Source organism: Ancylobacter sp. FA202 (assembly GCF_000380205.1).
In the GTDB taxonomy this organism is placed as follows: Bacteria; Pseudomonadota; Alphaproteobacteria; order Rhizobiales; family Xanthobacteraceae; genus Ancylobacter.
The window spans coordinates 2,570,607-2,592,970 of the sequence record NZ_KB904818.1 but is presented as its reverse complement, the minus strand read 5'-3'; the positions used below and the strand labels follow the sequence as shown (position 1 = coordinate 2,592,970).

Sequence of the window (22,364 nt, the reverse complement as noted above, 5' to 3'; positions counted from 1 at the left end):
GCGCGCGTGATCACCGACCTCTGGTACAAGAACGCCATCGTCTATTGTCTCTCCGTCGAAGGCTTCATGGATTCGAACGGCGATGGCGTCGGCGACTTCCGCGGCCTGATGCGGCGGCTTGATTACCTGCACGGGCTCGGCGTCACCGCCATCTGGCTGATGCCGTTCCAGGCCTCCCCCGGGAAGGATGACGGCTATGACGTCGCCGATTATTACGGCGTCGATCCGCGCTACGGCACGCTGGGCGATTTCGTCGAGTTCACCCACGCCGCCCGGCAGCGCGGCATGCGGGTGCTGATCGACCTCGTGGTGAACCACACCTCGAACCAGCATCCCTGGTTCAAATCCGCCCGCTCCGACCCGGATTCACCGTACCGCGATTGGTATGTCTGGTCGACGACCAAGCCGAAGAATGCCAATGAGGGCATGGTGTTTCCCGGCGTGCAGAAGACCACCTGGACCTATGACAAGGCGGCTAAGGAATATTATTTCCACCGCTTCTACGACTTCCAGCCTGACCTCAACACCGCCAACCCCGACGTGCAGGCGGAGATCCTGCGCATCATGGGGTTCTGGCTGGAACTCGGCGTCTCCGGCTTCCGCATGGACGCCGTGCCCTTCGTCATCGCCGAGAAGGGCGCCGACATCGACGGTAAGCCGATCGAGCATTTCAACATGCTGCGCACCTTCCGCGAATTCCTGCAGTGGCGGCGGGGCGACGCCATCATCCTGGCGGAGGCGAACATTCTTCCCGAGGACGACAAGAAGTATTTCGGCGAAGACGGCGACCGCATGCACATGATGTTCAACTTCCAGGTCAACCAGTCGCTGTTCTACGCCCTGGCCAGCGCCGACATGAAGCCGCTGGTGAAGGCGCTGAACGCGACAAGGCCGGACTATGCGACGGCGCAATGGGGCCTGTTCCTGCGCAATCATGACGAGCTCGACCTCGGCCGGCTGACGCCGGCGCAGCGCGAGCAGGTGTTCCAGGCGTTCGGGCCGGACAAATCGATGCAGCTCTATGATCGCGGCATCCGCCGCCGGCTCGCGCCGATGCTGAAGGGCGACCGCCGCATGATGGAGCTGGCCTACAGCCTCATGCTGTCGCTGCCCGGCACGCCGGTGCTGCGCTATGGCGACGAGATTGGCATGGGCGACGATCTCGGCCTGCCCGAGCGCTATTGCGCCCGCACGCCGATGCAATGGTCGAACGAGCCGCAGGGCGGCTTCAGCGCGGCGGAGAAGACCTATCTGCCCGTTATCTCCGAGGGGGCCTATGGCTTTGAGCAGGTGAACGTCGCCGACCAGCGCCGCGACCCACAATCCTTCCTCAACTGGATGGAACGGATGATCCGCACCCGCCAGGAGACGCAGGAAATCGGCTGGGGCGCTTTCGAGATCGTCGATGTCGGCCACGACGCGGTGCTGTGCCTGCGCTATGAGTGGCGCAACAATGTCGCCGTGTTCCTGCACAATTTCCACCCCGAGGGGCTGAGCGTGCAGTTCAAGCTCACGCCGCCGGAAGGCGAGCCGAACCGCCTTGTGAACCTGCTGTCGGACAGCCACAGCGAGGCGGACGGCAAGGGCCGGCACGCCATCACGCTCGAACCCTATGGCTACCGCTGGTTCCGCATGGGCGGTCTCGACTACGCCTTCCGCCGCACAGAACTTTAGAGCCACACCGATCAGCCTGCGACGCAGGCTGATCGGTTGCGTTCTCTCCTTGGTTCAAAGCCGGGCGTCGAGCGCGACGATGACGCCTTCATGGGGCCGCAGGGAAAGGTGGCCCTCCACCCTCTCCTCGCGCGGGCGGTCAGGCTCGGTGGAGAGAAGCACCCGCCCTTGGGTGCCGGGCGGCAGCGGGATGTCGTCCTGCACGGTGCCCGCGAGATTCAGCGCCACCAGCACGCATTCCTCGGCGCTCTCACGCAGGAACACCAGCACATCGCCCAGCGCGGTGATCTTGCGATAGGTGCCGGCATGCAGCACCGGATGGGCGCGGCGCAGGGCGATCAGGTCGCGATAGAGCCCGAGCAGCGAGGCGGGCTGTTCCAGCTGGACGGCGACGTTGCGCGTGGTGAAGTCGGCCGCCAGCGGCAGCCAGGGCCGGCCATTGGTGAAGCCGGCATTGGGCGAGGCGTCCCACTGCATCGGCGTGCGCTCGGGATCGCGGCCAAGGCCGAGCCCCGGCTCGTTCTTCTCCCAGGGGTCGTGAGCATCCTCGGTGGCGATCGGCACATTCTCCATGCCGATCTCGTCGCCATAATACATGGTCGGCGTGCCACGCAGGGTGAGCAGCAGCATGGCCGCGACCCGGGCGCGGCGGGCACCGATGCGCGAGGCGATGCGCGGCTGGTCGTGATTGCCCAGCACCCAGTTCGGCCAGCCACCTTCCGGCACCGCCGCGTCATAGTCGGCGATCAGCTCGGCGAGGCGAGGCGCGCTCCAGCTGGCGTGGATCAATTGGAAATTGAACGGCAGATGGGCGCCTTCGAGATTCTCGCCGTAATAGGCGACCAGCCGATCGATCGGCAGGTAGATCTCGCCGATCAGCACCCGGTCCTCATATTCGTCGATCACAGCGCGCAGCTCGGCGATGATCGCATGCACGTCCGGCTGGTCGGTGGAGCGGGTCTGCAGGAAGCGGCGGATATCGGCGTCGCCCGGCCCATATTCCGGGTTGGGCGGGTTGTCGCGGAAATTGGCGTCCTTCATCAGGTGCCAGATCACATCGACCCGAAAGCCATCGACGCCGCGCGCCATCCAGAAGCGCAGCACGTCGTGCATCGCGGCGCGCACCTGCGGGTTGCGCCAGTTCAGGTCCGGCTGCTGCGTCAGGAAGGCGTGGTAATAATATTGCCCGCTGGCGGGGTCATAGGTCCAGGCCGGCCCGCCGAAATTGCTCATCCAGTTGTTCGGCGGCCCGCCATCGGGCGCGGGGTCGCGCCAGATGTACCAGTCGCGCCGGGGATTTTCGCGCGAGGCGCGGCTCTCAGCGAACCACGGGTGCTGGTCCGACGTGTGGTTCGGTACGAAATCGAGCACGATCTTGAGCCGGCGGGCATGCGCCTCCTCGATCAGCCGATCAAAGGCGTCGAGGTCGCCGAACATCGGGTCGATGCCGCAATAATCCGCGACGTCATAGCCGAAATCGGCCATGGGCGAGGGGAAGATCGGCGAGATCCAGACCGCGTCGATGCCGAGCGCGACCAGATAATCGAGCCGGGCGCGAATGCCATCGAGATCGCCGATGCCATCGCCATTCGTGTCCTGAAATGAGCGGGGATAGACCTGATAGAAGATCCCGCGCTGCCACCATTGTGTCTGCGCCATCCGCGCCTCCTGAAGGTTTGGTCAGGCCCCGCCCCGCAGCTGGGGAAGCACGAGGGCACCGAACGTCTCGATGAACGCCCGCTGGTTTAGCCCGACATTGTGAAGGTAGATGTCGCGGAAGCCGAGTTCGGCGCATTCGGCCAGCCGCGCGGCGTGCCAGCCGGGATCGCTGGAGATCAGGATGCTGTCGTCGAGGTCCTCCGCCCGCACGTGGCGGGTGGCGGCGTCGAACTGCTCGGGCAGCTTCAGCTCGGCCGCAACCGAGGAAGTGAGCGTGTTGAAACGCCATTGGTCATGGGCGCTGGCGCGAGCCTCGTCCAGCGTGGCGGCATAGGAGAGATGAACCTGGAGGGACAAGGGCTTGCCCTCGCCGCCGCCCTCCTGGAAGGCATCGACGATCGCCCGCAATTGCTCCAGCGGCTGGTTGATGGTGACGAGGCCATCCGCCCATGCCCCCGCCCGGCGCGCCGTTTCCGGCGTCAGCGCGGCAGCGATGAAGGCCGGCGGCACGTTCGGCCGGGTATAGAGCCGGGCCTCCTCGACATCGATCAGACCGCCGCGCCGGCTCACCGTCTCGCCAGCGAACAGAGCGCGCATGATGTCGACCGCCTCGCGCAGCCGCGCGTCGCGCTCCGCCTTGGCCGGCCAGCGCTCGCCGGTCACGCGCTCGTTCAGCGCCTCGCCGGAACCCAGCGCCATCCAGAACCGCTCGGGGAACATCTCCGCCAGCGTCGCGGCCGCCTGGGCGGTGATGACCGGGTGGTAGCGCCGGCCGATCGGGGTGGTGACGACGCCGAAGGACAGCGACGTGGTCGCCAGCGCCGCGCCGAGCCAGCTCCAGGCGAAGCCTGAATGAGGCTGGCGCGCGCTCCAGGGGGCAAAATGGTCCGAGCACATGGCCGCATCGAAGCCCGCCTGTTCCGCCGCCTGCACGCAGCCGAGCAGCGCGCTCGGGGCGAATTGTTCGTGCGAGGCGTGATAGCCGATGCGAAGGCGGGCGGCTGGCTCGGCGCGCATGTGTGATGATCCGGTGAGGCTGGAGGGTCGGGCGGGCTCGTCCCGCACGGGGGGTGGGAGGAGAACGCCCCAGGTGGCCAAGTGTTTCCTCGTGCTGTTTGCTCGGCCTGACGCACGCAGGATGCGAAGCCGAACCGCCCAAACTTCGCCATCCACGCGACGGCGCGAAACGTCTATGGTGGCGGTCGATAAGCGGAAGAAGATCCGCACCAGGGAAGGAAGCCCCACATGCGCGCACTCATCATGGGACTGTCGATGTTCGTGGCCCTTGCGGCCGGCAGCGCCGCACAGGCGCAGCAGAACGACCTCGCCAAATACTGCAAGGCGGACGTGGCACGGCTGTGCCCCAACGTGCCCCCCGGTGGCGGCAAGATCATCCAGTGCCTCAAGGCGCACGGCAAGGAAATGTCGGTCGGCTGCGCCCAGGCGCTGCAGAAGATGAAGGGCTGAGGCCTTTTCAGCTTGCCCATGGTGCGGATGGTGGAACAATCGAGCCCGCGCCGGCTTTTGTCGGCAGCATCTCGACACCATCTAGCCCGGGGGTTTCCATGGTCGCATCCATCAGCCGTCGCCGCCTGCTGGCAACCGCTGCCATCGCATCCCTTGTGCCGGCGGCGCTTGCGCGTGCCGCCGGCCCCGTGGTCGTCAGCTCCAAGATCGACACCGAGGGCGCGGTGCTCGGCAACATCATCGCGCTGGTGCTGGAACATGCCGGCATCCCGCTGACGCGGCGTCTGCAGCTCGGCCCGACCAAGATCGTGCGCACCGCGCTGCTGGCGGGAGAGATCGATATCTACCCCGAATATACCGGCAATGCCGGCTTCTTCTTCGCCATGGCGGACGATCCGGTGTGGAAGAACGCCAGGGCGGCCTATGAGAAGGCCCGTGACCTCGACGCCGCCAATAGCCTCGTCTGGCTCGCCCCGGCACCGGCCGACAACACCTGGGGCATCGCGGTGCGCGGCGATGTGGCGGCGCGTGAAAAGCTGGCGACGCTGGAGGATTTCGCCCGCTGGACGAAGCAGGGCAACGTCAAGCTCGCCGCCTCGGCCGAATTCGTGGAGAGCGCGGCGGCGCTGCCGGCTTTCCAGAGCGCCTATGGCTTCACGCTTTCCGGCGGGCAGTTGCTGGTGCTGTCGGGCGGCGACACCGCCGCCACCATCAAGGCGGCAGCGGAAGGCACCTCCGGGGTCAATGCCGCCATGGTCTATGGCACCGACGGCGCCATTGCCGCGCTCGACCTCAAGGTGATGGCGGACACCAAGCAGGTGCAGCCGGTGTATCAGCCGGCGCCGGTGATCCGCAAAGCGGTGCTCGACGCCTATCCCCAGATCGCCGCGCTGCTCGCCCCGGCCTTTGCCGGCCTCACCTTGCCAGTTCTGCAGCAGCTCAACGCGCAGGTGCAGCTGGAAGGGCTCGACGCGCGCGCGGTCGCCGAGGCCTATCTGAAGGCGCAGGGGCTGCTCGGGTGAGACGCCCGGCCGGGCGGGAGCCGGCACCTGCCCGGCGCGCCGGTGCGAATCTCGATGTCCTGCCCCTGCTCATCTCAGCCCTCGCCCTCGTGGCCCTGCTGCTGGGCGGCTTCGTCGTGGTGGCGCCCAACCGCCTGCTGTCGGGCACTCCCCTCAGCCTGTGGCAAGCGGCGGGGCCCGGCGGGGCCGCGAGCCTGCTGGCGATCCTTGGTGTGATCGCGCTGCTCGCGGCACGCCCGGCGCTGCGCTTCCAGCGCGTCCTGATCGGCCTGGCCGCCGGCACCCTGATGGTGCTGGCGCTGGCGCTGGCGGGGATGACTGCGAGCGAACAGGCCGCCGCCGCCGGCCGGCTGACGCGGGTATCGCTCGGCGCCGGTTTCTGGACCCTTTTCGTGGCCGGGCTGCTCCTGCTGGCCGACAGCGCCGAGCGGGAGACCCACCGGGCTGGCAAGGCTTTGCCGCTCCTCGCCACGCTGCTTGGCCTTGCCGCGCTCATCGCCAGCGGTCGCCTGGCGCAGCTGTCGCTGGCGCGGGAATATGCCGTGCGCCAGCAGGCCTATCTGGACGAAATGCTGCGCCATCTCCAGCTCACCGGCTCGGGCCTCGCTCTGGCGCTGGTCGCAGGTGGGGCGATCGGGCTGCTGGCCTATCGGCGGCCGCGGCGGGCCGGGCCGGTCTTTGCGGCGCTCAACATCGTGCAGACCATCCCCTCTCTGGCGCTGTTCGCGCTTCTGATCGGGCCGCTGACGGTGCTGACCGGGCTATTTCCGGCGCTTAGGTCGCTGGGAATCGCCGGAATCGGTCCCTTTCCTGCGATCCTGGCGCTGGGGCTCTACGGCCTGCTGCCGGTCGCGCGCGGCGTGCATGCCGGTCTCTCCGCCGTGCCGAACACGGTGGTGGAGGCGGCTCTCGGCATGGGGATGACGCGGGGGCAGATCGTCCGCCATACGTTGATTCCGCTCGCCTTGCCGACCCTGCTGCAGACGCTGCGGCTCACCCTGGTGCAGCTGATCGGCCTCGCGGTTCTGGCGGCGCTGATCGGCGCCGGCGGGCTCGGCACCTTCATCTTCCAGGGACTCGGACAGACGGCCGCCGACCTTGTCCTGCTCGGCGCGCTCTCGGCAATCGCGCTCGCCCTGATCGCCGATACCGCCTTGCGCGGCCTCACTCTTTTCCTCCTGCGGAGGCCGCAGAATTGATCCGGTTCGAGGGTGTTTGCAAAAGCTTCGGCGGGGCGAGGGCGGTCAACGAGGTGACGCTCGACGTGGCGCGGGGAAGCTTGTGCGCGCTAGTGGGAACCTCGGGTTCCGGCAAGTCCACTTTGCTCCGTCTGGCCAATCGTTTGCTGGAGGCCGATGAGGGCAGCATCCGGTTCGATGGGGCCGATGTGACCAATATCCCCCCGGTCGAGCTGCGCCGGCGCATGGGCTATGTCATCCAGTCGGTCGGCCTGTTCCCGCACTGGACGGTGGAGCGCAATGTCGCCACCGTGCCGCGCCTGCTCGGCTGGTCGCCGGCACGGATTGGCGAGCGGGTGGCCGAGCTGCTCGACCTTGTCGGCCTGCCGCCCGGCCGGCATGCCCGACGCTACCCGGACGAACTTTCCGGCGGCCAGCAGCAGCGCGTCGGGGTGGCGCGGGCACTCGCCGGCGAGCCCGAGCTGCTGCTGATGGACGAGCCGTTCGGCGCGGTTGACCCGCCGACGCGGCGCGGGCTGCAGGACAGCCTGATGGCCATCCAGAAACGGACCGGCACCACCATCCTGCTCGTCACCCATGATGTGGAGGAGGCGATCCGCCTCAGTGGCACCCTTGCCGTTCTCGACCAGGGACGGCTCCTGCAGACCGGCACGCCGGCGCAGGTGCTGACCCAGCCGGCGACGGACGCGGTGGCGCGCTTCTTCGGTGGGCCGCTGCTGGGGCTCAACCGGCTCAAGGCGCTGCGGGTCGGCGATCGGGCGCAGGCCGCCGCGTCCCCGGATGAGCGCGAACCCATCGACATGGACGCCACCCTGGAGGCGGCGCTGGCGCGCATGGTGGCGGAGGGCTGTTCGCGGCTGCCCGTGCGCCGCCTCGCCGATGGCACGCGCGGTGTTCTGGACCTTGCCGATCTGGTCCGGCCATGAGACGGCGGCCATGAGGATGATGTCGGTGATGCGGACGGCGGGGCGCCTCGCCCGCCGCCCGGTCGTGTGGGTCGGGGCGGTCTTCCTCGCCCTCACCTTCGGCATGGACGGGCTGGCGCCGCATCTCGGCTTTCTGTTCCCCGCGGGCACGCGCCTGGTCTATACGCGGGCCAGCTTTCCCGAGCTGGTCGCGTCGCACGCTCTGCTGACGGGAGCGGCAAGCCTCATCGCCATCGCGATGGGTGTGGCCGCCGCGCTGTTCGCCACACGGCCAGCCGGCCGCGCCTATGCGGCGACGCTGGACCGGCTCGGCGCGCTCGCCCAGACCTTTCCCCCGGTGGCCGTGCTGGCGCTGGCAGTGCCGAGCCTTGGCTATGGCGCGCTGCCAACCGCCTTCGCGCTGGTGCTCTATGGTGTGCTGCCGGTGATGGGCGCCGGCATGGCGGGGCTGAGCAGCGTGCCGGCCGCCGTGCTGGAGGCGGCGGATGGCAGCGGCTTTTCCCCCGCCGGCCGGCTATGGCGGATCGAAATGCCGCTGGCGGCGCCGATCCTCCTCGCCGGCGTCCGCACCTCGGTGACGATCGGCATCGGCACCGCGACCATCGGCTCGACGGTCGGCGCGCTGACGCTGGGCTCGCCGATCATCGACGGCCTGTCAGGCGACAATCCGGCCTTCGTGCTGCAGGGCACGGTGCTGGTGGCGCTGTTCGCCGTCACTGTCGACCTTGCCATCGGCGAGGCCCAGCGGGCGCTGCCGCAGCGCCCGAATTAGGCCCGCGCCTCACCGGGCGGAAAGGCGCCGAAAACGCTCTAGTTGCCGTGGCCCGAGCGCTCCTGGCAGCGATAGCCGGCGAGGCACTGGCTCTGGTCCTGCGAGGGAATCCAGCTCGGCGCGCCGCCATCGGAGGCCATGCACAGGCTGGGATTGGAGACGACGCGGCTGAGGTCGCCGCCGCCGGTGTCGAACACCACCTGGCCGCGCTCCTGCACCAGCGCCGCCACCGCCGCGCAGCTCATGGAGGTGGAGCGCGGGGTTTCCTGGGCCGAGGCCGGGACGGCGGCAAGGATGAGCGCGGCAGACAGGAAGAGGACGCTTCGCATATGGGGCTCCCGAAAGCTCTCGTCGCACCCGGGCGGGTTCGACATCCGGCCCGTCCGGCGGGCCGTTGCGGCATCCTAGCAAATCCCCCGCGCGACGACAGGCAAAGCGGCGTGAACCGCCCACGACACGCAATCCCGGAGCAAGCCTGCGCATCTATCGATCACCACCCGCCGCACGAGGATGGCGGATGGAGCCCGTCGCATGCACCTTCTGTCGCGCAATCACGCCCAGCTTACCCTGAACGCGCTAGATCGCTCCCTCGCGGTGATCGAGTTCACGCCGGACGGCCGGGTCACTACAGCAAACGGCAATTTTCTCGGCCTGATGGGCTACGAACTGGCCGACATTGCCGGCCAGCCGCACGCTCTGTTCCTGACGGCGGAGGAGCGCGCCAGCGACGCCTATCGCAGCTTCTGGGAGGATCTGCGCGCCGGCACGTTCAAGTCAGCCGAGTTCCAGCGCGTCGCCAAGGGTGGTCGGGCCGTTTTCCTCCAGGCGACCTATAACCCGATCATGGTCGGCGGCAAGGTCATCAAAGTCATCAAAGTCGCCGCCGACGTGACCCAGCAGAAGACCGTGCAGGCGGAATGCGAGAGCATCATTCGCGCCGCCAGCACCTCGCAGGCGATCATCCAGTTCACGCCGGATGGCTATGTGCTGGAGGCGAACCAGAACTTCCTCGATGCGCTCGGCTACACGATCGACGAGATTCGCGGCCGGCACCATTCGATCTTCATCGACCCGAAGGAGCGCGAGACGCCGGCCTATCGCAGCTTCTGGGCCGAGCTCGGGCGCGGCACGTTCCAGGCCGGCGAATTCCGGCGCGTCGCCAAGAACGGCCAGGACGTCTGGATCCAGGGTTCGTACAACCCCGTCTACGATGCGGCTGGCCAGCTGACCAAGGTGGTGAAGTTCGCCACCGACACCACGGCGCAGGTGATGCAGCGCCGGCGGCGGGAAGCGACGCAGACCTCGATGAGCGTCGATATCGAGCGCATCGCGCAGGAAATCTCCGATACCAGCCGCCAGGCGGCGAGCGCTTCGGCGGCCACCGAGCAGACCGCCGGCGGCATCAATGCGGTGGCCTCCGGCGCCGAGGAGCTTTCCGCCTCCGTGGCCGAGATCAGCCGCCAGCTGGGCCTTGCGCTGGATATTTCCCGCGACGCCGTGACCGAGAGCGAGCGCACCAACGAGGTCGTCTCCGCCCTCGCCGAGGCGGCGCAGCGGATCGGCCAGGTTATCGACCTGATCAAGCAGATTGCCTCCCAGACCAATCTGCTGGCGCTGAACGCCACCATCGAGGCGGCGCGGGCGGGAGAGGCCGGGCGCGGCTTCTCGGTTGTGGCGACCGAGGTGAAGAGCCTGGCCGGCCAGACAGCCCACGCTACCGACGAAATCGCCACGCAGATTGCCGCTGTGCAGCAGCGCACGCAGGAGGCCGTGGCCGCCCTCGCCGCCATCGGCAACCGGATCCGCGGCATCAACGATATCTCGACCGGCATCGCCGCCGCCGTCGACGAACAATCGGCGGTGGCGAAGGACATGTCGCACAGCATGCAGGACGCCGCGCACGGCGTCGCCTCCATCACACGGAGCATGGCGGCCATCGCGGCCTCGACGCGCCATGTGGAACACGCGACGCAGGAACTGCGCACCGTCTCGCGCGAGATCGCGTGAGGCGGATTCGCCCGCCCGTCGCCGCGCGGCGCCTTACCCCGCGAGGCGCCGCGCCCGGCGCTTGCGCAGCACGGCGATGGTCGCCAGCGCGATGAGGATGACCGCCATGGAGAACAGCGTCGTCACCGTGCCCAGCGCATAAAGCACCGGCGTCGTGACATTGGTGGTCATGCCGTAGATTTCCAGCGGCAGCGTGTTGAAGCTGCCCGAGGTCATCAGCGTGCGGGCGAACTCGTCATAGGAAAGCGTGAAGCCGAACAGGCCGACGCCGATGAGGCTCGGCAGGATGATCGGCAGCACCACATGGGCGAAGGTCTGCCAGGGGCTGGCGCCAAGGTCGCGCGCGGCTTCCTCATAGGCCGGGTTGAAGCGGTTGAACACGGCGAACATGATGAGGAGGCCGAAGGGCAGCGTCCAGGTGAGATGCGCGCCGAAGCCGGAGGAGTACCAGGCCGGCTCCAGCCCGAACACGTTGAAGGCGAGGCCGATGCCGAGCGAGATCAGGATCGAGGGCACGATCAGGCTGGCGATGGTGAGATAGAACAGCGGCCCGCTGCCGAGAAAGCGCCGGCGGAAGGCGAGGCCGGCCAGCAGCGAGACCACGACCGTGGTCAGCATGGTCATCAGGCCGAGAAGGAGCGAGCGCGAGAAGGCGCCGCCGAAATCGCCCACCGCCTGCTGCTCGAACAACAGGTTCTCGAACCAGCGCAGCGACACCCCGTTCATCGGGAAGGTGAGCCCGCCATTCGGCCCCTGGAAGGACAGGATGAAGATGGTGGAGAGCGGCCCGTACAGGAACAGCACGAACAGGATGAAGAAGGCGGTGAGCACGTAGAAGCCGGGGCCGCGCTTTTCGGAAGTCATCGGCTGATCCTCCGCAAGGGCCTGCGTGCTGCGAGGCGCGCTGTCGCTCGCACCTCAGCATGACGGGCCGTTGCCCTCCCCGGCTCAACGTCATCCTGAGGTGCCCGGACATCGCCCGGGCCTCGAAGGATGTGGGTCGCGCGCGCCATTCCCGCCATCTCACAGCTCCTTGCGGATGTTGACGATGCGCAGGATGGCGGCGACCAGCAGCAGCACGAGCACCAAGAGGATCACCGCATTCGCCGCCGCCGCCGGGTATTGCAGCAGCGCGATCTGGTTCGCCATCATCAGCCCGACCGAGGCCGATTGCCCCCCCGACATGAAGCGCACGGTGATGAAGTCGCCCATCACAAGCGTCACCACGAAGATCGAGCCGATGGCGATGCCGGGCTTGGCCAGCGGGATGATGACATTGGTGAGGATCTGGAAGGCGCTGGCGCCGGCGTCCCGCGCCGCCTCGATCAGCGCCCGGTCGATCCGCATCAAGGTGTTGAAGATCGGCGTCACCATGAACAGCGTGTAGAGATGCACCATGGCCAGCACGACGGCGAAATCCGAGAACAGCAGGAATTCCAGCGGCTGGTCGATCAGGCCCATCGTCATCAGGCTCTGGTTCAGCAACCCGTTGCGGCCCAAGAACGGGATCCACGAGATCATGCGGATGATGTTCGAGGTGAGGAACGGAATGGTGCAGACCAGGAACAGCACCATCTGCATCGTCGCCGAGCGGATATGGAAGGCGAGGTAGTAGGCGACCCAGAAGCCGACCAGCAGCGTCACCGCCCAGACGATGACGGTGTATTTCAGCGTGTTGAGATAGGTGCGCCAGGTCACCGGCGAGGTGATCGTCTCCTCGTAATTGGTGAAGACGAAATCCGGGAAGATCTGGATCGAGTCATAGTCCCAGAAGCTCACCATCACGATGGTGGCGATCGGCAGCACGAGAAACGCCGCCAGGATCAGCGTCAGTGGCGCCGCCTGCAGATAGGGTGCGATCCGGGACAGGGTCATGCGGGGCTTCCGATGAGCGGCTTCAATCCTGCTGAACGTCATCCCCGGGCTTGGCCCGGGGATCCACGTCTTCTTCGCCGCCCACCCTAACAAAGGCGTGGATGGCCGGGCCAAGCCCGGCCATGACGGCGTCGCCCGCCTCACGCGGCGATGAACTCGTTCCAGCGGCGGACCATGTAGCGGTCCTCGTCCATGACCGAGTTCCAGCAGGCCACCGCGCCCATGCGCTCCTTGAACGAGCCGCCATCGCGCACCGCACCGGCGGTGTACATCACCTTGCCCTCGGGCGAGAGAATGTCGGTCTTGGCCGGCTGGCCGAGCATCCAGAACGCCCATTCGTCCGGCGTCATGTTCTTCTCGGCGGTGGAGAGCACGGCGGAATAATAGCCCTGCCGGTTGAGATAGGCGCCGACCCAGCCGGAGAGGTACCAGTTGATATATTCATAGGCCGCATCGAGCTGCGCGCCCTTGAGGTGCTTGGCGATGCCGAGGCCGCCGCCCCAGGCGCGGTAGCCTTCTTCCAGCGGCTGGTAGACACAGGGAATGCCCTTGGAGCGCACCGCCGCCACCGCCGGCGACCACATGGACTGGATCACCACCTCGCCCGAGGCCATTAGGTTCACGCTCTCGTCGAAGGTCTTCCAGAAGGCGCGGAACTGGCCGGCCTGCTTGGTCTTGATCAGGAAATCGATGGTGATGTCGATCTCCGCCTTGGTCATGTTGCCCTTGTCGGCATATTTCACGATGCCGGCGCTCTCGCAGATCATCGCCGCGTCCATGATGCCGATGGACGGGATGTTGAGGATCGAGGTCTTGCCCTTGAAGGCGGGGTCGAGAATGTCCTTCCAGTTCTTGATCGGCCGGCCGACGAGGTCGGGGCGGATGCCCAGCGTGTCGGCGTTGTAGATGGTGGGGATCAGCGTCATCCACTGGGTCGGCGCGGGGGCGAACTTCTTGGAATCCGGGCCGTCGACGAAGCTGACCGTGTTCGGCGCGGTGCCCTGCGCGATCTTGGACTCCGGGGTCAGCTTGCCGGTGGTGAAGATCGGCACGATCTGGTCGTAATACTTGATCTTGGCGACATCCATCGGCTGCAGCGTGCCGGCGGCGAACACCTTCTTGCAGATCCAGTATTCGATGTCGGCGATGTCGAAGGAGTTGGCCTGCGTCACCACGCGCTGCGACACGGCGTCGGAATCCAGCGCGGTCATCTGCAGGGTGATGCCGAGGTCCGCCTTGCACTTCTCGGCGATGGCGTTGAGGTTCGACACGCCGGTGCCGAACTGGCGCAGCGTGATCGGGTTCTGCGCCCACACGGTCGGGAAGCCGGTGACGGCCTGGCCGCCAACGGCAAGGCCGCCCAGCGCCGCCGCGCCTTTCAGCAGGCCGCGGCGGCTGACGCCCTTGGCGCCAGACGCTCCGGTACGATCCGTGGTCTTCTTGCTCATTGCAGTCTCCCGAGCGTTGTGCGGCGGGGTGAGCCGCCCATGTGTCTGGTGTCAGGCGGAAGGCGAAGGCTGAAGGATGTGAACGTCCTGCGGTGTCCAGCCAAGCGGCACGGCATCGCCGATGCTGAGCGGGGCGGCGAAGAAGGCGGTTTCCGGCACCTGCACGGCGAACTCCGCCACGCCGGGGGCGGCAAGCGCCACCTGCACCTTCTGGCCATGATATTCGATGTTCTGCACGAGGCCGGTGAGGCCGCAGCCCGGCATCGCCCCGGCGCCGAGCGTCACCCGGTCGGTGCGCACGGCGATCTCCAGCGGCGCGCCCGGCTCCAGGCCCGGCGCCAGTTCCGGCCCCGCCGGCGCGCGGAAGGAGGCCCCGCCCGGCACCTCGAAGGTCACGTCCTCGGCGCCGATCGCGGTCACGCGCCCGGCGATCACGTTATGGTCGCCCATGAAGCGGGCGACAAAGGCGGTAGCGGGGCGGTTGAACACTTCGCGCGGCGTGCCCGCCTGCTCGATCCGCCCGCCATTCATCACCACCACGAGGTCGGAGAGCGCCATCGCCTCCTCCTGGCTGTGGGTGACATGGATGAAGGAAATGCCGAGCTGCAGCTGCAGCTTCTTCAGCTCCTGCCGCACCTTGATCTTGAGGAAGGGATCGAGGGCGGAGAGCGGTTCGTCGAGCAGCAGCACCTGCGGATCGGTGATCAGCGCCCGCGCCAGCGCCACGCGCTGCTGCTGGCCGCCGGAAAGCTGGGCCGGGCGGCGCTCGGCCAGATGGTCCATCTGCACCAGCTTGAGCATCTCCATGGCTTTCGCGCGGCGCGAGGCCTTGTCGACCCCCTTCATCTTCAGCGAGAAGGCGACATTGTCGACCGTGTCGAGATGGGGGAACAGCGCGTAGCTCTGGAACATCATCGCCGTGCCGCGCTTGGCCGGCGGCAAATCCGTCACCACGGTCGGGCCGAGGCGGATATCGCCTTCGGTGATGCTCTCATGGCCGGCCATCATCCGCAGCGTGGTGGTCTTGCCGCAGCCGGAAGGGCCGAGCAGGCAGCAATAGGTGCCGGCCGGAATTTTCAGCGAGACGCGGTCGACCGCCAGCGCCGCGCCGTAGCGCTTGGTGACGTCGATGAGTTCAATGTCGGCGCCCTTGCTCATGGGATCGGCATGGCTCCCCTGCTGCTGCGAACAGGCGGTGCTTCTCGCAAGCGATATGCCAGTCGGGGCAACCCTGCCGCGAATCACGGCCTGTCTCGCTCGCCGGAAGCCGGCGCTGTCTGCGTGCGGAACAGAGTACCCCACGCGCCGCGCGATTGCCTAGCGAAGAGGCAGAACGCCGGCGGTGTGGCCAAATCCTTGCCCAGATCGGACCGCGCACCACCAGCCGGCCTGCGACGCATGACGGATTGAGCGTGACGCGGCGATGCCGCACTCTAGATAGATCCATAGCCCGCAGAGGCACGCCCGCGCATGGCGCGCGGGGATCAGGGAGATCGCCGGATGATACGCACACTCATCGCCGCCGCCATGGCCACGCTCTTCGCAGCCGGCACCGCCGGCGCGCAGGATTTTCCCAACCGGCCGGTAACGCTGGTCATTCCCTTCGCCGCCGGCGGCTCCACCGATCTGGTCGGCCGGCTGATCGCCGAGCGCATGAGCGCGGAGCTCGGCCAGCCCGTGGTGGTGGAAAACAAGGGCGGCGCCGGCGGCAATCTCGGCGCGGCGCAGGTCGCCAAGGCGACGCCCGATGGCTACACCATCCTCATGGGCACGGTCGCGACCCACGCGCTGAACCCGACGCTCTACAAGAAGATGCCCTATGACCCCGTCACCAGCTTCGCCCCGGTGTCGCTGCTGGTGGTGGTGCCGAACGTGCTGGTGGTGAACCCGGACTTCCCGGCCAAGACCACCGAGGAACTGATCGCGCTGCTCAAGAAGGACCCGGACAAGTATTCCTACGCCTCGTCAGGCAATGGCACGCCGCTGCATCTCTCGGGCGAATTGTTCAAGAGCATGGCGGGCGTCGACATGCAGCACATTCCCTATCAGGGCGCGGGCCCGGCGCTGATCGACGTGCTGTCGGGGCAGGTGCCGATCATGTTCGACAACCTCCCCTCCTCCACCGGCCACATCAAGTCCGGCAAGCTCAGGGCACTTGGCGTGACCACCGCCAAGCGCGCGCCCTCCTTCCCGGACCTGCCGGCCATCGCCGAGGCGGTGCCGGGCTATGAAACCTATACCTGGAACGCCGTCTTCGCCCCCGCCGGCACGCCGCCCGAGGTGATCGCCAAGCTGAACGCCGCCGCCAACAAGGCGCTGGCCGACCCGAAGGTCCAGGCGCGCCTCGCCGATTTCAGCGCCGTCTCGGTGGGCTCGACCCCGGAGGAGCTGGGCGAGCATGTGAAGAAGGAAATCGCCAAATGGGCGCCGATCGTGAAGGCATCAGGCGCGCAGCTGGACTGAGGCAGAGGCCGCTCATCCGTCGCCCTCCCTCTCCCCATGGGGGAGAGGTGGCCCGCGAAGCGGGTCGGTGAGGGGTCATGGCACCTTTGCACGCCCCTCACCCCAACCCTCTCCCCGACGGGGAGAGGGAGAAGCCCTTTCAGAACACCGTGCCGTCGGCGTCGATGGCGAGCGGCGGCGGGCCGGCGGGCGGGCGCCGCTCGGCGGCGATGCGGCGCCCCGCCGTCCAGGTGCCGCCCTGCAGCAGCTTGGCGAGCGGGAATTGCGAGGCATCGAGACCGAGCCGCTCGCGCACCCGGTCGGCGAGGAGGTCCATCAGCGCCACGGTGAGCGCCCGCCATTCCACCACCATCTCCGACTCGACCCGGTGCTTCACCGCCGGATCGAGCGGGGCGCGCGGCACGATCGCGCCGAGGTCGATCAGCAGTCCGCCATTGCGGTATTCCGGCAGGGCGGTCAGCGCATCGAGTTCGGTGATGGCAAGGCCGGACGCCTCGAACGGCTCCAGCAGCGAATAGGTGAGCCATTGCGACAGCTTGTGAAAAGGCACGAGCTGGTCGGAGAGATCGTCCATCCGCACTGCCGGGTGGCGCCCGACATCGCCCAGCGCCACGCCCGCCACTTCCAGCCCCGAGGGCCAGATGACGGAGAGCCCGTCGAGCAGCGCCTTGAGAATGGCCTCGGCCGGCAGGCGGCCGATCCGCGCCTGCGGCGCCAGCGTGTCGTAGAGCCCGCCCGGCCGCCCGGCCGGCCCGAAAACATCCGGCCGCGCCGCCACCGCCTGGCCGAGCCGGTTCAAGAGCGCCGCTCGCCCGGCGAGCCCGACCAGCGGATTTTCCTCCGACACCTGGAAGAACCGGCCGAGCGTGCCGGCATCGAGCGCGACCAGCGCTGATGCGTCGGCGCGCAGGGGCAGACCGGGATCGGCGGAGAAGCCGCCGGCCGCGAACATGTTCACGCTCGCCACCGCCAGCCCTTCCGAGCGGCCGATGGTGAGGCCGGTGCCCTCCTCCTGGTAGCGCCAGGCGTCGCCCGCGCCGGCGTCGAGCAGCACGCTGACCACGGCGAGGTCGATCATGGTGCGGGCCCGCTCGGCGGCGTCGACGCCCTCCAACTGGGCGGCCAGCCGCTCCCAGCGCGCCACCCCGCCGGCGTCGAAGTGCCGCCAGCGGCTGTGATAGGGAATGTCGAGGCCGGGATAGTCCTGCCGCGTCACCTCGGCCACATAATCCGCCACGCCGTCGAGCGCGGCGAGATCGAGCGTGAAATGCGGCGAGCGGCCTTCCCGCACATAATCGAGCACCTGATGGCTGCGCGCCCGCACGGCGGCGGGCGAGCGCAGGGCGGCGAGTTCGGGGGGGATCATCGAAGGCAACATCCTCGTCGAAAACAGCACTCTCCCTACGGAGAGAAATCAACCGTCATCCCCGGGCTCGGCCCGGGGATCCATGACTTTGCTCCGCCGCGTCCAAACCCAAGGCGTGGATGGCCGGGCCAAGCCCGGCCATGACGCTGTCATGGGGGTAGCGACGCCTACTCCTCCAGCGCCCGCCCTTGCGTGGCGTCGAACTGGCTCTGGAAGCCGCCGCTGAAATAGCCGGCGGAAACTTTCGCCTCCATCTCGACGCGGGCGTCGGGCGGGATCAGGTCTTCGGGGATCGCCACCCGCTCGCCCACTTCAATGCCGGCGCGCTCCAGCGCGTTGAACTTCATGTCGCTCATCGAGGCGAAGCGGTCGATCCTGGTGATGCCCAGCCAGTGGAACACGTCCGGCATCAACTCCTGGAAGCGCATGTCCTGCACGCCGGCGACGCATTCGGTGCGCTTGAAATAGGTCTCGGGCAAATCGCCGCCCTCCTGCCGCTTGCGGGCGTTGTAGACGAGGAACTTCGTCACCTCGCCCAGCGCGCGGCCTTCCTTGCGGTTATAGACCACGAGGCCAACGCCGCCCTGCTGCGCCATCTCCACGCAGATCTCGATGCCATGGGCGAGATAGGGCCGGCAGGTGCAGATGTCGGAGGAGAACACGTCCGAGCCGTTGCATTCGTCATGCACCCGGCAGGCGAGCGGGGTGACGCCGTCGCCGATCTTGGAAGGGTCGCCGAACAGATACAGCGTCATGCCACCGATCGGCGGCAGGAACACTTTGAGGTCGCCGCGCGTCACCAGCTCGGGGAACATGCCGCCCGTGTGCTCGAACAGCGCCCGGCGCAGCGCGCCCTCGCTGACGCCGAAGCGCGCGGCGATGCCCGGCAGGTACCAGACCGGCTCGATCGCCGCCTTGGTCACGCGCACATCGCCCTTTGGCCCGATGATGTCGCCGTCGATCTTCAGCCGACCGGCGCGCAGCGCATCGCGGATTTCCGGCATGTCGATATGGGCGCGGGTGATGGCGATGCTCGGGCGCACATCGAGCCCGCCCGCCACCTGGGCGCCGAAGGCCTCGCCGATCATGTGGCCGAACGGGTCGAGCGAGACGATCTTGCCCGGATCGCCCCATTGCGGATGCGGGCCGATAATGTCGGAGGGCGCGGTGTTGGTGAGGTCGGCCTTGAAATCAGCCGGCAAAGCACCGGCCGCGATGGCCAGCGCGCGATAGACCGCATAGCCGCCGGCATGGGTGCCGATGGCGTTGCGCCGCTTCATCTCGGTGAGGGTGGCGACGACAGGACCGCGCAAGGCGGGGTCGGGCGCCCCCCAGTTCAGCACCGGGCCGTCGGCGGCGACGCCGGTGGGCGCGCCATGGGAGGTGAGGACGATATGATTGCGGGAACGACCGCCTGCACTGGCATTGACGGACATGATTGGCTCGCTTCGCGTCCGGCGGACATCGCCGGCGTCCTGGAAGCAACGTATGTGAGCGTGAAAAAGCGCCTTCCGCAAGGGGGCATCGCGCCAGCCGGGCTAAAAAACGGACGGGATGGTCCGTTTCTTGTATCGGATTTCGCGCTATCCTGACGCCAATGGCAGGCTCCGGCACGTTGCCGCAGACCGCCCCCACCCCGAGGACGACGCCGAGATGAACGCGCCCACCAGCCCCAAGGCCGCCCTGCCGCCGAACATTGTCGTCGTCGATCACCCGCTGATCCAGCACAAGCTGACGCTGATGCGCCGCTCGCGCACCCCGGCCAACGAGTTCCGGCTGCTGCTGCGCGAGATCAGCATGCTGCTGGCCTATGAGGTGACGCGCGACATGCCCACCGAGATGACCGAGATCGAGACGCCGCTCACCACGATGCAGGCGCCGATCCTCGCCGGCAAGAAGCTGTGCCTCGTCTCGGTGCTGCGCGCCGGCGGCGGCATTCTGGAGGGCATGCTGGAAATCCTGCCGGCCGCGCGCGTCGGCCATGTCGGGCTGTACCGTGATCCGGTCTCGCTGGCGGCGGTGGAATATTATCTGAAACTGCCGCGCGATATTTCCGAGCGCACCGCCATCATTCTCGACCCGATGCTGGCGACAGGCAATTCGGCGGCGGCGGCGGTGTCGGAGGTGAAGGCGGCAGGCTGCCAGTCGGTGAAGTTCGTCTGCCTCATCGCCGCGCCGGAAGGGCTGAAGACGCTGCACGACGCCCATCCCGACGTGCCGGTCTATACGGCGGCGGTCGACAGCCACCTCAATGACCACGGCTATATCGTGCCGGGTATCGGCGACGCCGGCGACCGCATCTTCGGCACCAAATAAAGCGCCCGAACTTTCGGCGCCGGCGCGGGCAATTGCCGCTTATCGGGGCTTCTCCCCGGCGCCGGACCGATCTAGGCTGAACGCAAATGTCCCTAGGGTTCCGGTGCCGTGACGCTGTCGCGGTGCGCTGGTCCGAGAGGGGCAGCCGGGCACGCCTGAAAGGGCCCGGTCCACGGCGGGACAAAAGCCCGGGAGGCTCGCGCGGCGGCATTCGCGGCGAAGACCCTTCCGCGTGCGCGCCGGGGTCTCCTCAGCGAAGGCCGTCAAGGCCCTTCGACGAACGGAGACAGGACATGCCTCACCCGTCCAGCATGCGTCATTCCCTCACGCGCGCCCGCCGGTTCGCCGGCCTCGCCCCCGCCCCGCAGCGGCAGCGCCTTCATCACCCCAATTTCGAAATCCGGGGCATGCAGGGCTGGAGGGCGCTGGAGGCGGAGGAAAAGCTCTCCGAGGATGGCTGGCGCAAGGAGCAGCAATGGGCGCTCGACATGGGCCTGCCCGGCGCGGATTCGATCACCGACAAGTCGATCCCGACCTTCGCGCGCGGCGAGCTGCCGCATTTCGCCGGCATCAACACCTTCATGAAAGCCCCTTACGTCGAGAATGTCCGCGATGTCGGCCGCTATGACGCCGCCGTGCTGGGCATTCCCTTCGACAGTGGCACCACCTACCGCCCCGGCACACGGTTCGGGCCGCAGGGCATCCGCCGCATCTCCGCGCTCTACACCCCCTATAATTACGAGCTGGGCGTCGATCTGCGCGAGCAGATGACGCTGTGCGACGCCGGCGACGTGTTCACCATTCCCGCCAATCTCGAAAAGAGCTTCGACCAGATCTCGAAGGGCGTCTCCCACGTCTTCTCCTCCGGCGCGCTGCCGATCATGCTCGGTGGCGACCATTCCATCGGCTTTCCCTGCGTGCGCGGCATTGCCGAATGCACCTCCAAGCGCATCGGCATCATCCATTTCGACCGGCATATCGACATCCAGGAAAAGGATCTCGACGAGCGCATGCACACCACGCCCTGGTATTGGGCGACCAACCTGCCGAATGTCTCGCCCAAGAACCTCGTGCAGCTCGGCATTGGCGGCTGGCAGGTGCCGCGCTATGGCGTGCAGGAGGCGCGCAAGCGCGGCACCAATGTGCTGACCATCGACGATATCGAGAAGATCGGGCTGGAGAAGGCGGCCGAAATCGCGCTGGAGCTGGCGTGGAAGGACGCCGACGCGGTCTACATCTCCTTCGACGTCGACAGCATCGATTGCGGCTTCGTGCCCGGCACCGGCTGGCCGGAACCGGGTGGGTTCCTGCCGCGCGAGGCGCTGAAGATCCTCGGCCTGGTGGCGGCGGAAGGCCTGTGCGGGCTGGAGGTGGTGGAAGTCTCACCGCCCTACGACACGTCGGACATCACCGCCTTGTTCGCCACCCGCGTGGTGGTGGAAGCGCTCGGCTCCATGCTCGCCCATGGCAAGCTGGGAAGCCACAAGCACATGATCGACAAGCCGGTGAATTACTGATCGGCTCTCGGACGAGCATCCTTCGAGGCCCGGGCGAGGCCCGGGCACCTCAGGATGACGATGCACCCGGAACCGACATCGTCATGCTGAGGTGCCGCCGCAGGCGGCCTCGAAGCACGCAGAAGGCTTAAAACATGCATCGCGGCCACGACCATCATCACCATGACCACGGCGCCGGCGGGCATTCCCATGCCGAGACGCATTCCCACGCCCACGCCCATGGCCATAATCACGGCCACTCGCCGCGCCCGGCGGCGCAGTGGCAGACGCCGCATCTGCCACAGCCGCCGGAAGCGGCGGAGGAACCCGGCCACGAGCCCGATCTCGATCTGGTGGAAAAGGCCTTCGTCGAAGGCTTCGCCAGCGCCAGCGACCCCACCAGCTTCCTGCGCCTCGCCCGTGTGCCGTTCGACGCGGTGACAGTGGAGGGCACGCGCGTCAGCCTGCTGCGGGTGGAGACCGGGGAGACCACCGATATCGGCGCGGTGATGCCGCATCTGGGCGGCGGCAGCTTCCGCTACGACCCGCTGCCGGCCGCCATGACCTCACGCCGGCGCACGCTGCGCTTCGTCTATTTCGACGGCGCCGCCGCTCTGCCGCTAACGCTGGCGCAGGTGCGCGCCCTCGCGCAGAGTTGAGCGGGGCCTTTTCCG

The 22,364-nt window shown here is 67.7% G+C and carries 20 protein-coding genes and 1 riboswitch; of the genes, 11 read left to right on the top strand and 9 right to left on the bottom strand.

Annotated elements, in window-relative coordinates; all coding sequences use genetic code 11:
- Positions 1–6 precede the first annotated feature (6 nt).
- Positions 7–1,674, top strand: coding sequence for an alpha-amylase family protein (locus tag A3M1_RS0111660; RefSeq protein ID WP_018389154.1), 1,668 nt, complete (start codon positions 7–9; stop codon positions 1,672–1,674).
- Positions 1,675–1,728: 54 nt separating this feature from the next.
- On the opposite strand, the gene A3M1_RS0111655 is transcribed toward A3M1_RS0111660, so the two are convergent.
- Positions 1,729–3,333, bottom strand: a complete 1,605-nt coding sequence (locus tag A3M1_RS0111655; protein ID WP_018389153.1) for an alpha-amylase family glycosyl hydrolase — start codon at positions 3,331–3,333, stop codon at positions 1,729–1,731.
- A gap of 21 nt (positions 3,334–3,354) precedes the next feature.
- On the bottom strand, positions 3,355–4,350 hold the full coding sequence (locus A3M1_RS0111650) for a TIGR03885 family FMN-dependent LLM class oxidoreductase (RefSeq protein ID WP_018389152.1): 996 nt from the start codon (positions 4,348–4,350) through the stop codon (positions 3,355–3,357).
- A gap of 228 nt (positions 4,351–4,578) precedes the next feature.
- Here A3M1_RS0111650 and A3M1_RS0111645 point away from each other — a divergent pair, with 228 nt between their 5' ends.
- From A3M1_RS0111645 to A3M1_RS0111625, 5 genes are all read left to right on the top strand, one after another.
- A complete protein-coding gene (locus A3M1_RS0111645; protein WP_018389151.1) occupies positions 4,579–4,800 on the top strand; it encodes a cysteine rich repeat-containing protein in 222 nt (73 codons plus the stop codon).
- Between the two features lie 98 nt (positions 4,801–4,898).
- Complete coding sequence (locus tag A3M1_RS0111640; protein WP_018389150.1) at positions 4,899–5,822, top strand: ABC transporter substrate-binding protein; 924 nt, start codon at positions 4,899–4,901, stop codon at positions 5,820–5,822.
- Positions 5,819–7,021, top strand: coding sequence for an ABC transporter permease (locus A3M1_RS0111635; protein WP_018389149.1), 1,203 nt, complete (start codon positions 5,819–5,821; stop codon positions 7,019–7,021). The genes A3M1_RS0111640 and A3M1_RS0111635 overlap by 4 nt, the downstream gene beginning before the upstream one ends.
- On the top strand, positions 7,018–7,947 hold the full coding sequence (locus tag A3M1_RS0111630; protein WP_026221281.1) for an ABC transporter ATP-binding protein: 930 nt from the start codon (positions 7,018–7,020) through the stop codon (positions 7,945–7,947). Before A3M1_RS0111635 ends, A3M1_RS0111630 begins: the two co-directional genes overlap by 4 nt.
- A gap of 10 nt (positions 7,948–7,957) precedes the next feature.
- A complete protein-coding gene (locus A3M1_RS0111625) occupies positions 7,958–8,719 on the top strand; it encodes an ABC transporter permease (RefSeq protein WP_198291130.1) in 762 nt (253 codons plus the stop codon).
- A gap of 38 nt (positions 8,720–8,757) precedes the next feature.
- On the opposite strand, the gene A3M1_RS0111620 is transcribed toward A3M1_RS0111625, so the two are convergent.
- Positions 8,758–9,048 (bottom strand): hypothetical protein, encoded by a 291-nt coding sequence (locus A3M1_RS0111620; protein ID WP_018389146.1) that lies wholly within the window; start codon positions 9,046–9,048, stop codon positions 8,758–8,760.
- 202 nt (positions 9,049–9,250) lie between these two features.
- On the opposite strand from A3M1_RS0111620, the gene A3M1_RS0111615 reads away from it, so the two are divergent.
- Positions 9,251–10,726: a PAS domain-containing methyl-accepting chemotaxis protein gene (locus A3M1_RS0111615; protein WP_018389145.1), complete on the top strand. Its 1,476-nt coding sequence runs from the start codon at positions 9,251–9,253 to the stop codon at positions 10,724–10,726.
- 33 nt (positions 10,727–10,759) lie between these two features.
- Here the strand turns inward: A3M1_RS0111615 and A3M1_RS0111610 are convergent, their stop codons facing one another.
- The 4 genes from A3M1_RS0111610 to A3M1_RS0111590 all read right to left on the bottom strand — a co-directional run bounded on the left by A3M1_RS0111610 (position 10,760) and on the right by A3M1_RS0111590 (position 15,207).
- A complete protein-coding gene (locus A3M1_RS0111610; RefSeq protein ID WP_018389144.1) occupies positions 10,760–11,590 on the bottom strand; it encodes an ABC transporter permease in 831 nt (276 codons plus the stop codon).
- A 159-nt stretch (positions 11,591–11,749) separates the two neighbouring features.
- Positions 11,750–12,601, bottom strand: a complete 852-nt coding sequence (locus tag A3M1_RS0111605) for an ABC transporter permease (RefSeq protein ID WP_018389143.1) — start codon at positions 12,599–12,601, stop codon at positions 11,750–11,752.
- Between the two features lie 140 nt (positions 12,602–12,741).
- Positions 12,742–14,049, bottom strand: a complete 1,308-nt coding sequence (locus A3M1_RS0111595; protein WP_018389141.1) for a PotD/PotF family extracellular solute-binding protein — start codon at positions 14,047–14,049, stop codon at positions 12,742–12,744.
- A gap of 51 nt (positions 14,050–14,100) precedes the next feature.
- On the bottom strand, positions 14,101–15,207 hold the full coding sequence (locus A3M1_RS0111590; RefSeq protein ID WP_018389140.1) for an ABC transporter ATP-binding protein: 1,107 nt from the start codon (positions 15,205–15,207) through the stop codon (positions 14,101–14,103).
- Positions 15,208–15,549: 342 nt separating this feature from the next.
- Here A3M1_RS0111590 and A3M1_RS0111585 point away from each other — a divergent pair, with 342 nt between their 5' ends.
- A complete protein-coding gene (locus tag A3M1_RS0111585) occupies positions 15,550–16,512 on the top strand; it encodes a tripartite tricarboxylate transporter substrate binding protein (protein ID WP_018389139.1) in 963 nt (320 codons plus the stop codon).
- A 139-nt stretch (positions 16,513–16,651) separates the two neighbouring features.
- On the opposite strand, the gene A3M1_RS0111580 is transcribed toward A3M1_RS0111585, so the two are convergent.
- Both A3M1_RS0111580 and A3M1_RS0111575 read right to left on the bottom strand, forming a co-directional pair.
- Positions 16,652–17,878, bottom strand: a complete 1,227-nt coding sequence (locus A3M1_RS0111580; protein ID WP_018389138.1) for a URC4/urg3 family protein — start codon at positions 17,876–17,878, stop codon at positions 16,652–16,654.
- Between the two features lie 167 nt (positions 17,879–18,045).
- On the bottom strand, positions 18,046–19,314 hold the full coding sequence (locus A3M1_RS0111575) for a GTP cyclohydrolase II (protein ID WP_018389137.1): 1,269 nt from the start codon (positions 19,312–19,314) through the stop codon (positions 18,046–18,048).
- 217 nt (positions 19,315–19,531) lie between these two features.
- Here A3M1_RS0111575 and upp point away from each other — a divergent pair, with 217 nt between their 5' ends.
- The 3 genes from upp to A3M1_RS0111560 all read left to right on the top strand — a co-directional run bounded on the left by upp (position 19,532) and on the right by A3M1_RS0111560 (position 22,349).
- Positions 19,532–20,194, top strand: a complete 663-nt coding sequence (gene upp / locus A3M1_RS0111570; RefSeq protein WP_018389136.1) for a uracil phosphoribosyltransferase — start codon at positions 19,532–19,534, stop codon at positions 20,192–20,194.
- A gap of 81 nt (positions 20,195–20,275) precedes the next feature.
- A riboswitch (guanidine-I (ykkC/yxkD leader) is annotated at positions 20,276–20,391 on the top strand.
- Between the two features lie 114 nt (positions 20,392–20,505).
- Positions 20,506–21,711: an agmatinase family protein gene (locus A3M1_RS0111565; RefSeq protein WP_018389135.1), complete on the top strand. Its 1,206-nt coding sequence runs from the start codon at positions 20,506–20,508 to the stop codon at positions 21,709–21,711.
- Positions 21,712–21,845: 134 nt separating this feature from the next.
- Positions 21,846–22,349, top strand: coding sequence for a hypothetical protein (locus A3M1_RS0111560; RefSeq protein WP_018389134.1), 504 nt, complete (start codon positions 21,846–21,848; stop codon positions 22,347–22,349).
- The last annotated feature ends 15 nt before the right edge of the window (positions 22,350–22,364 follow it).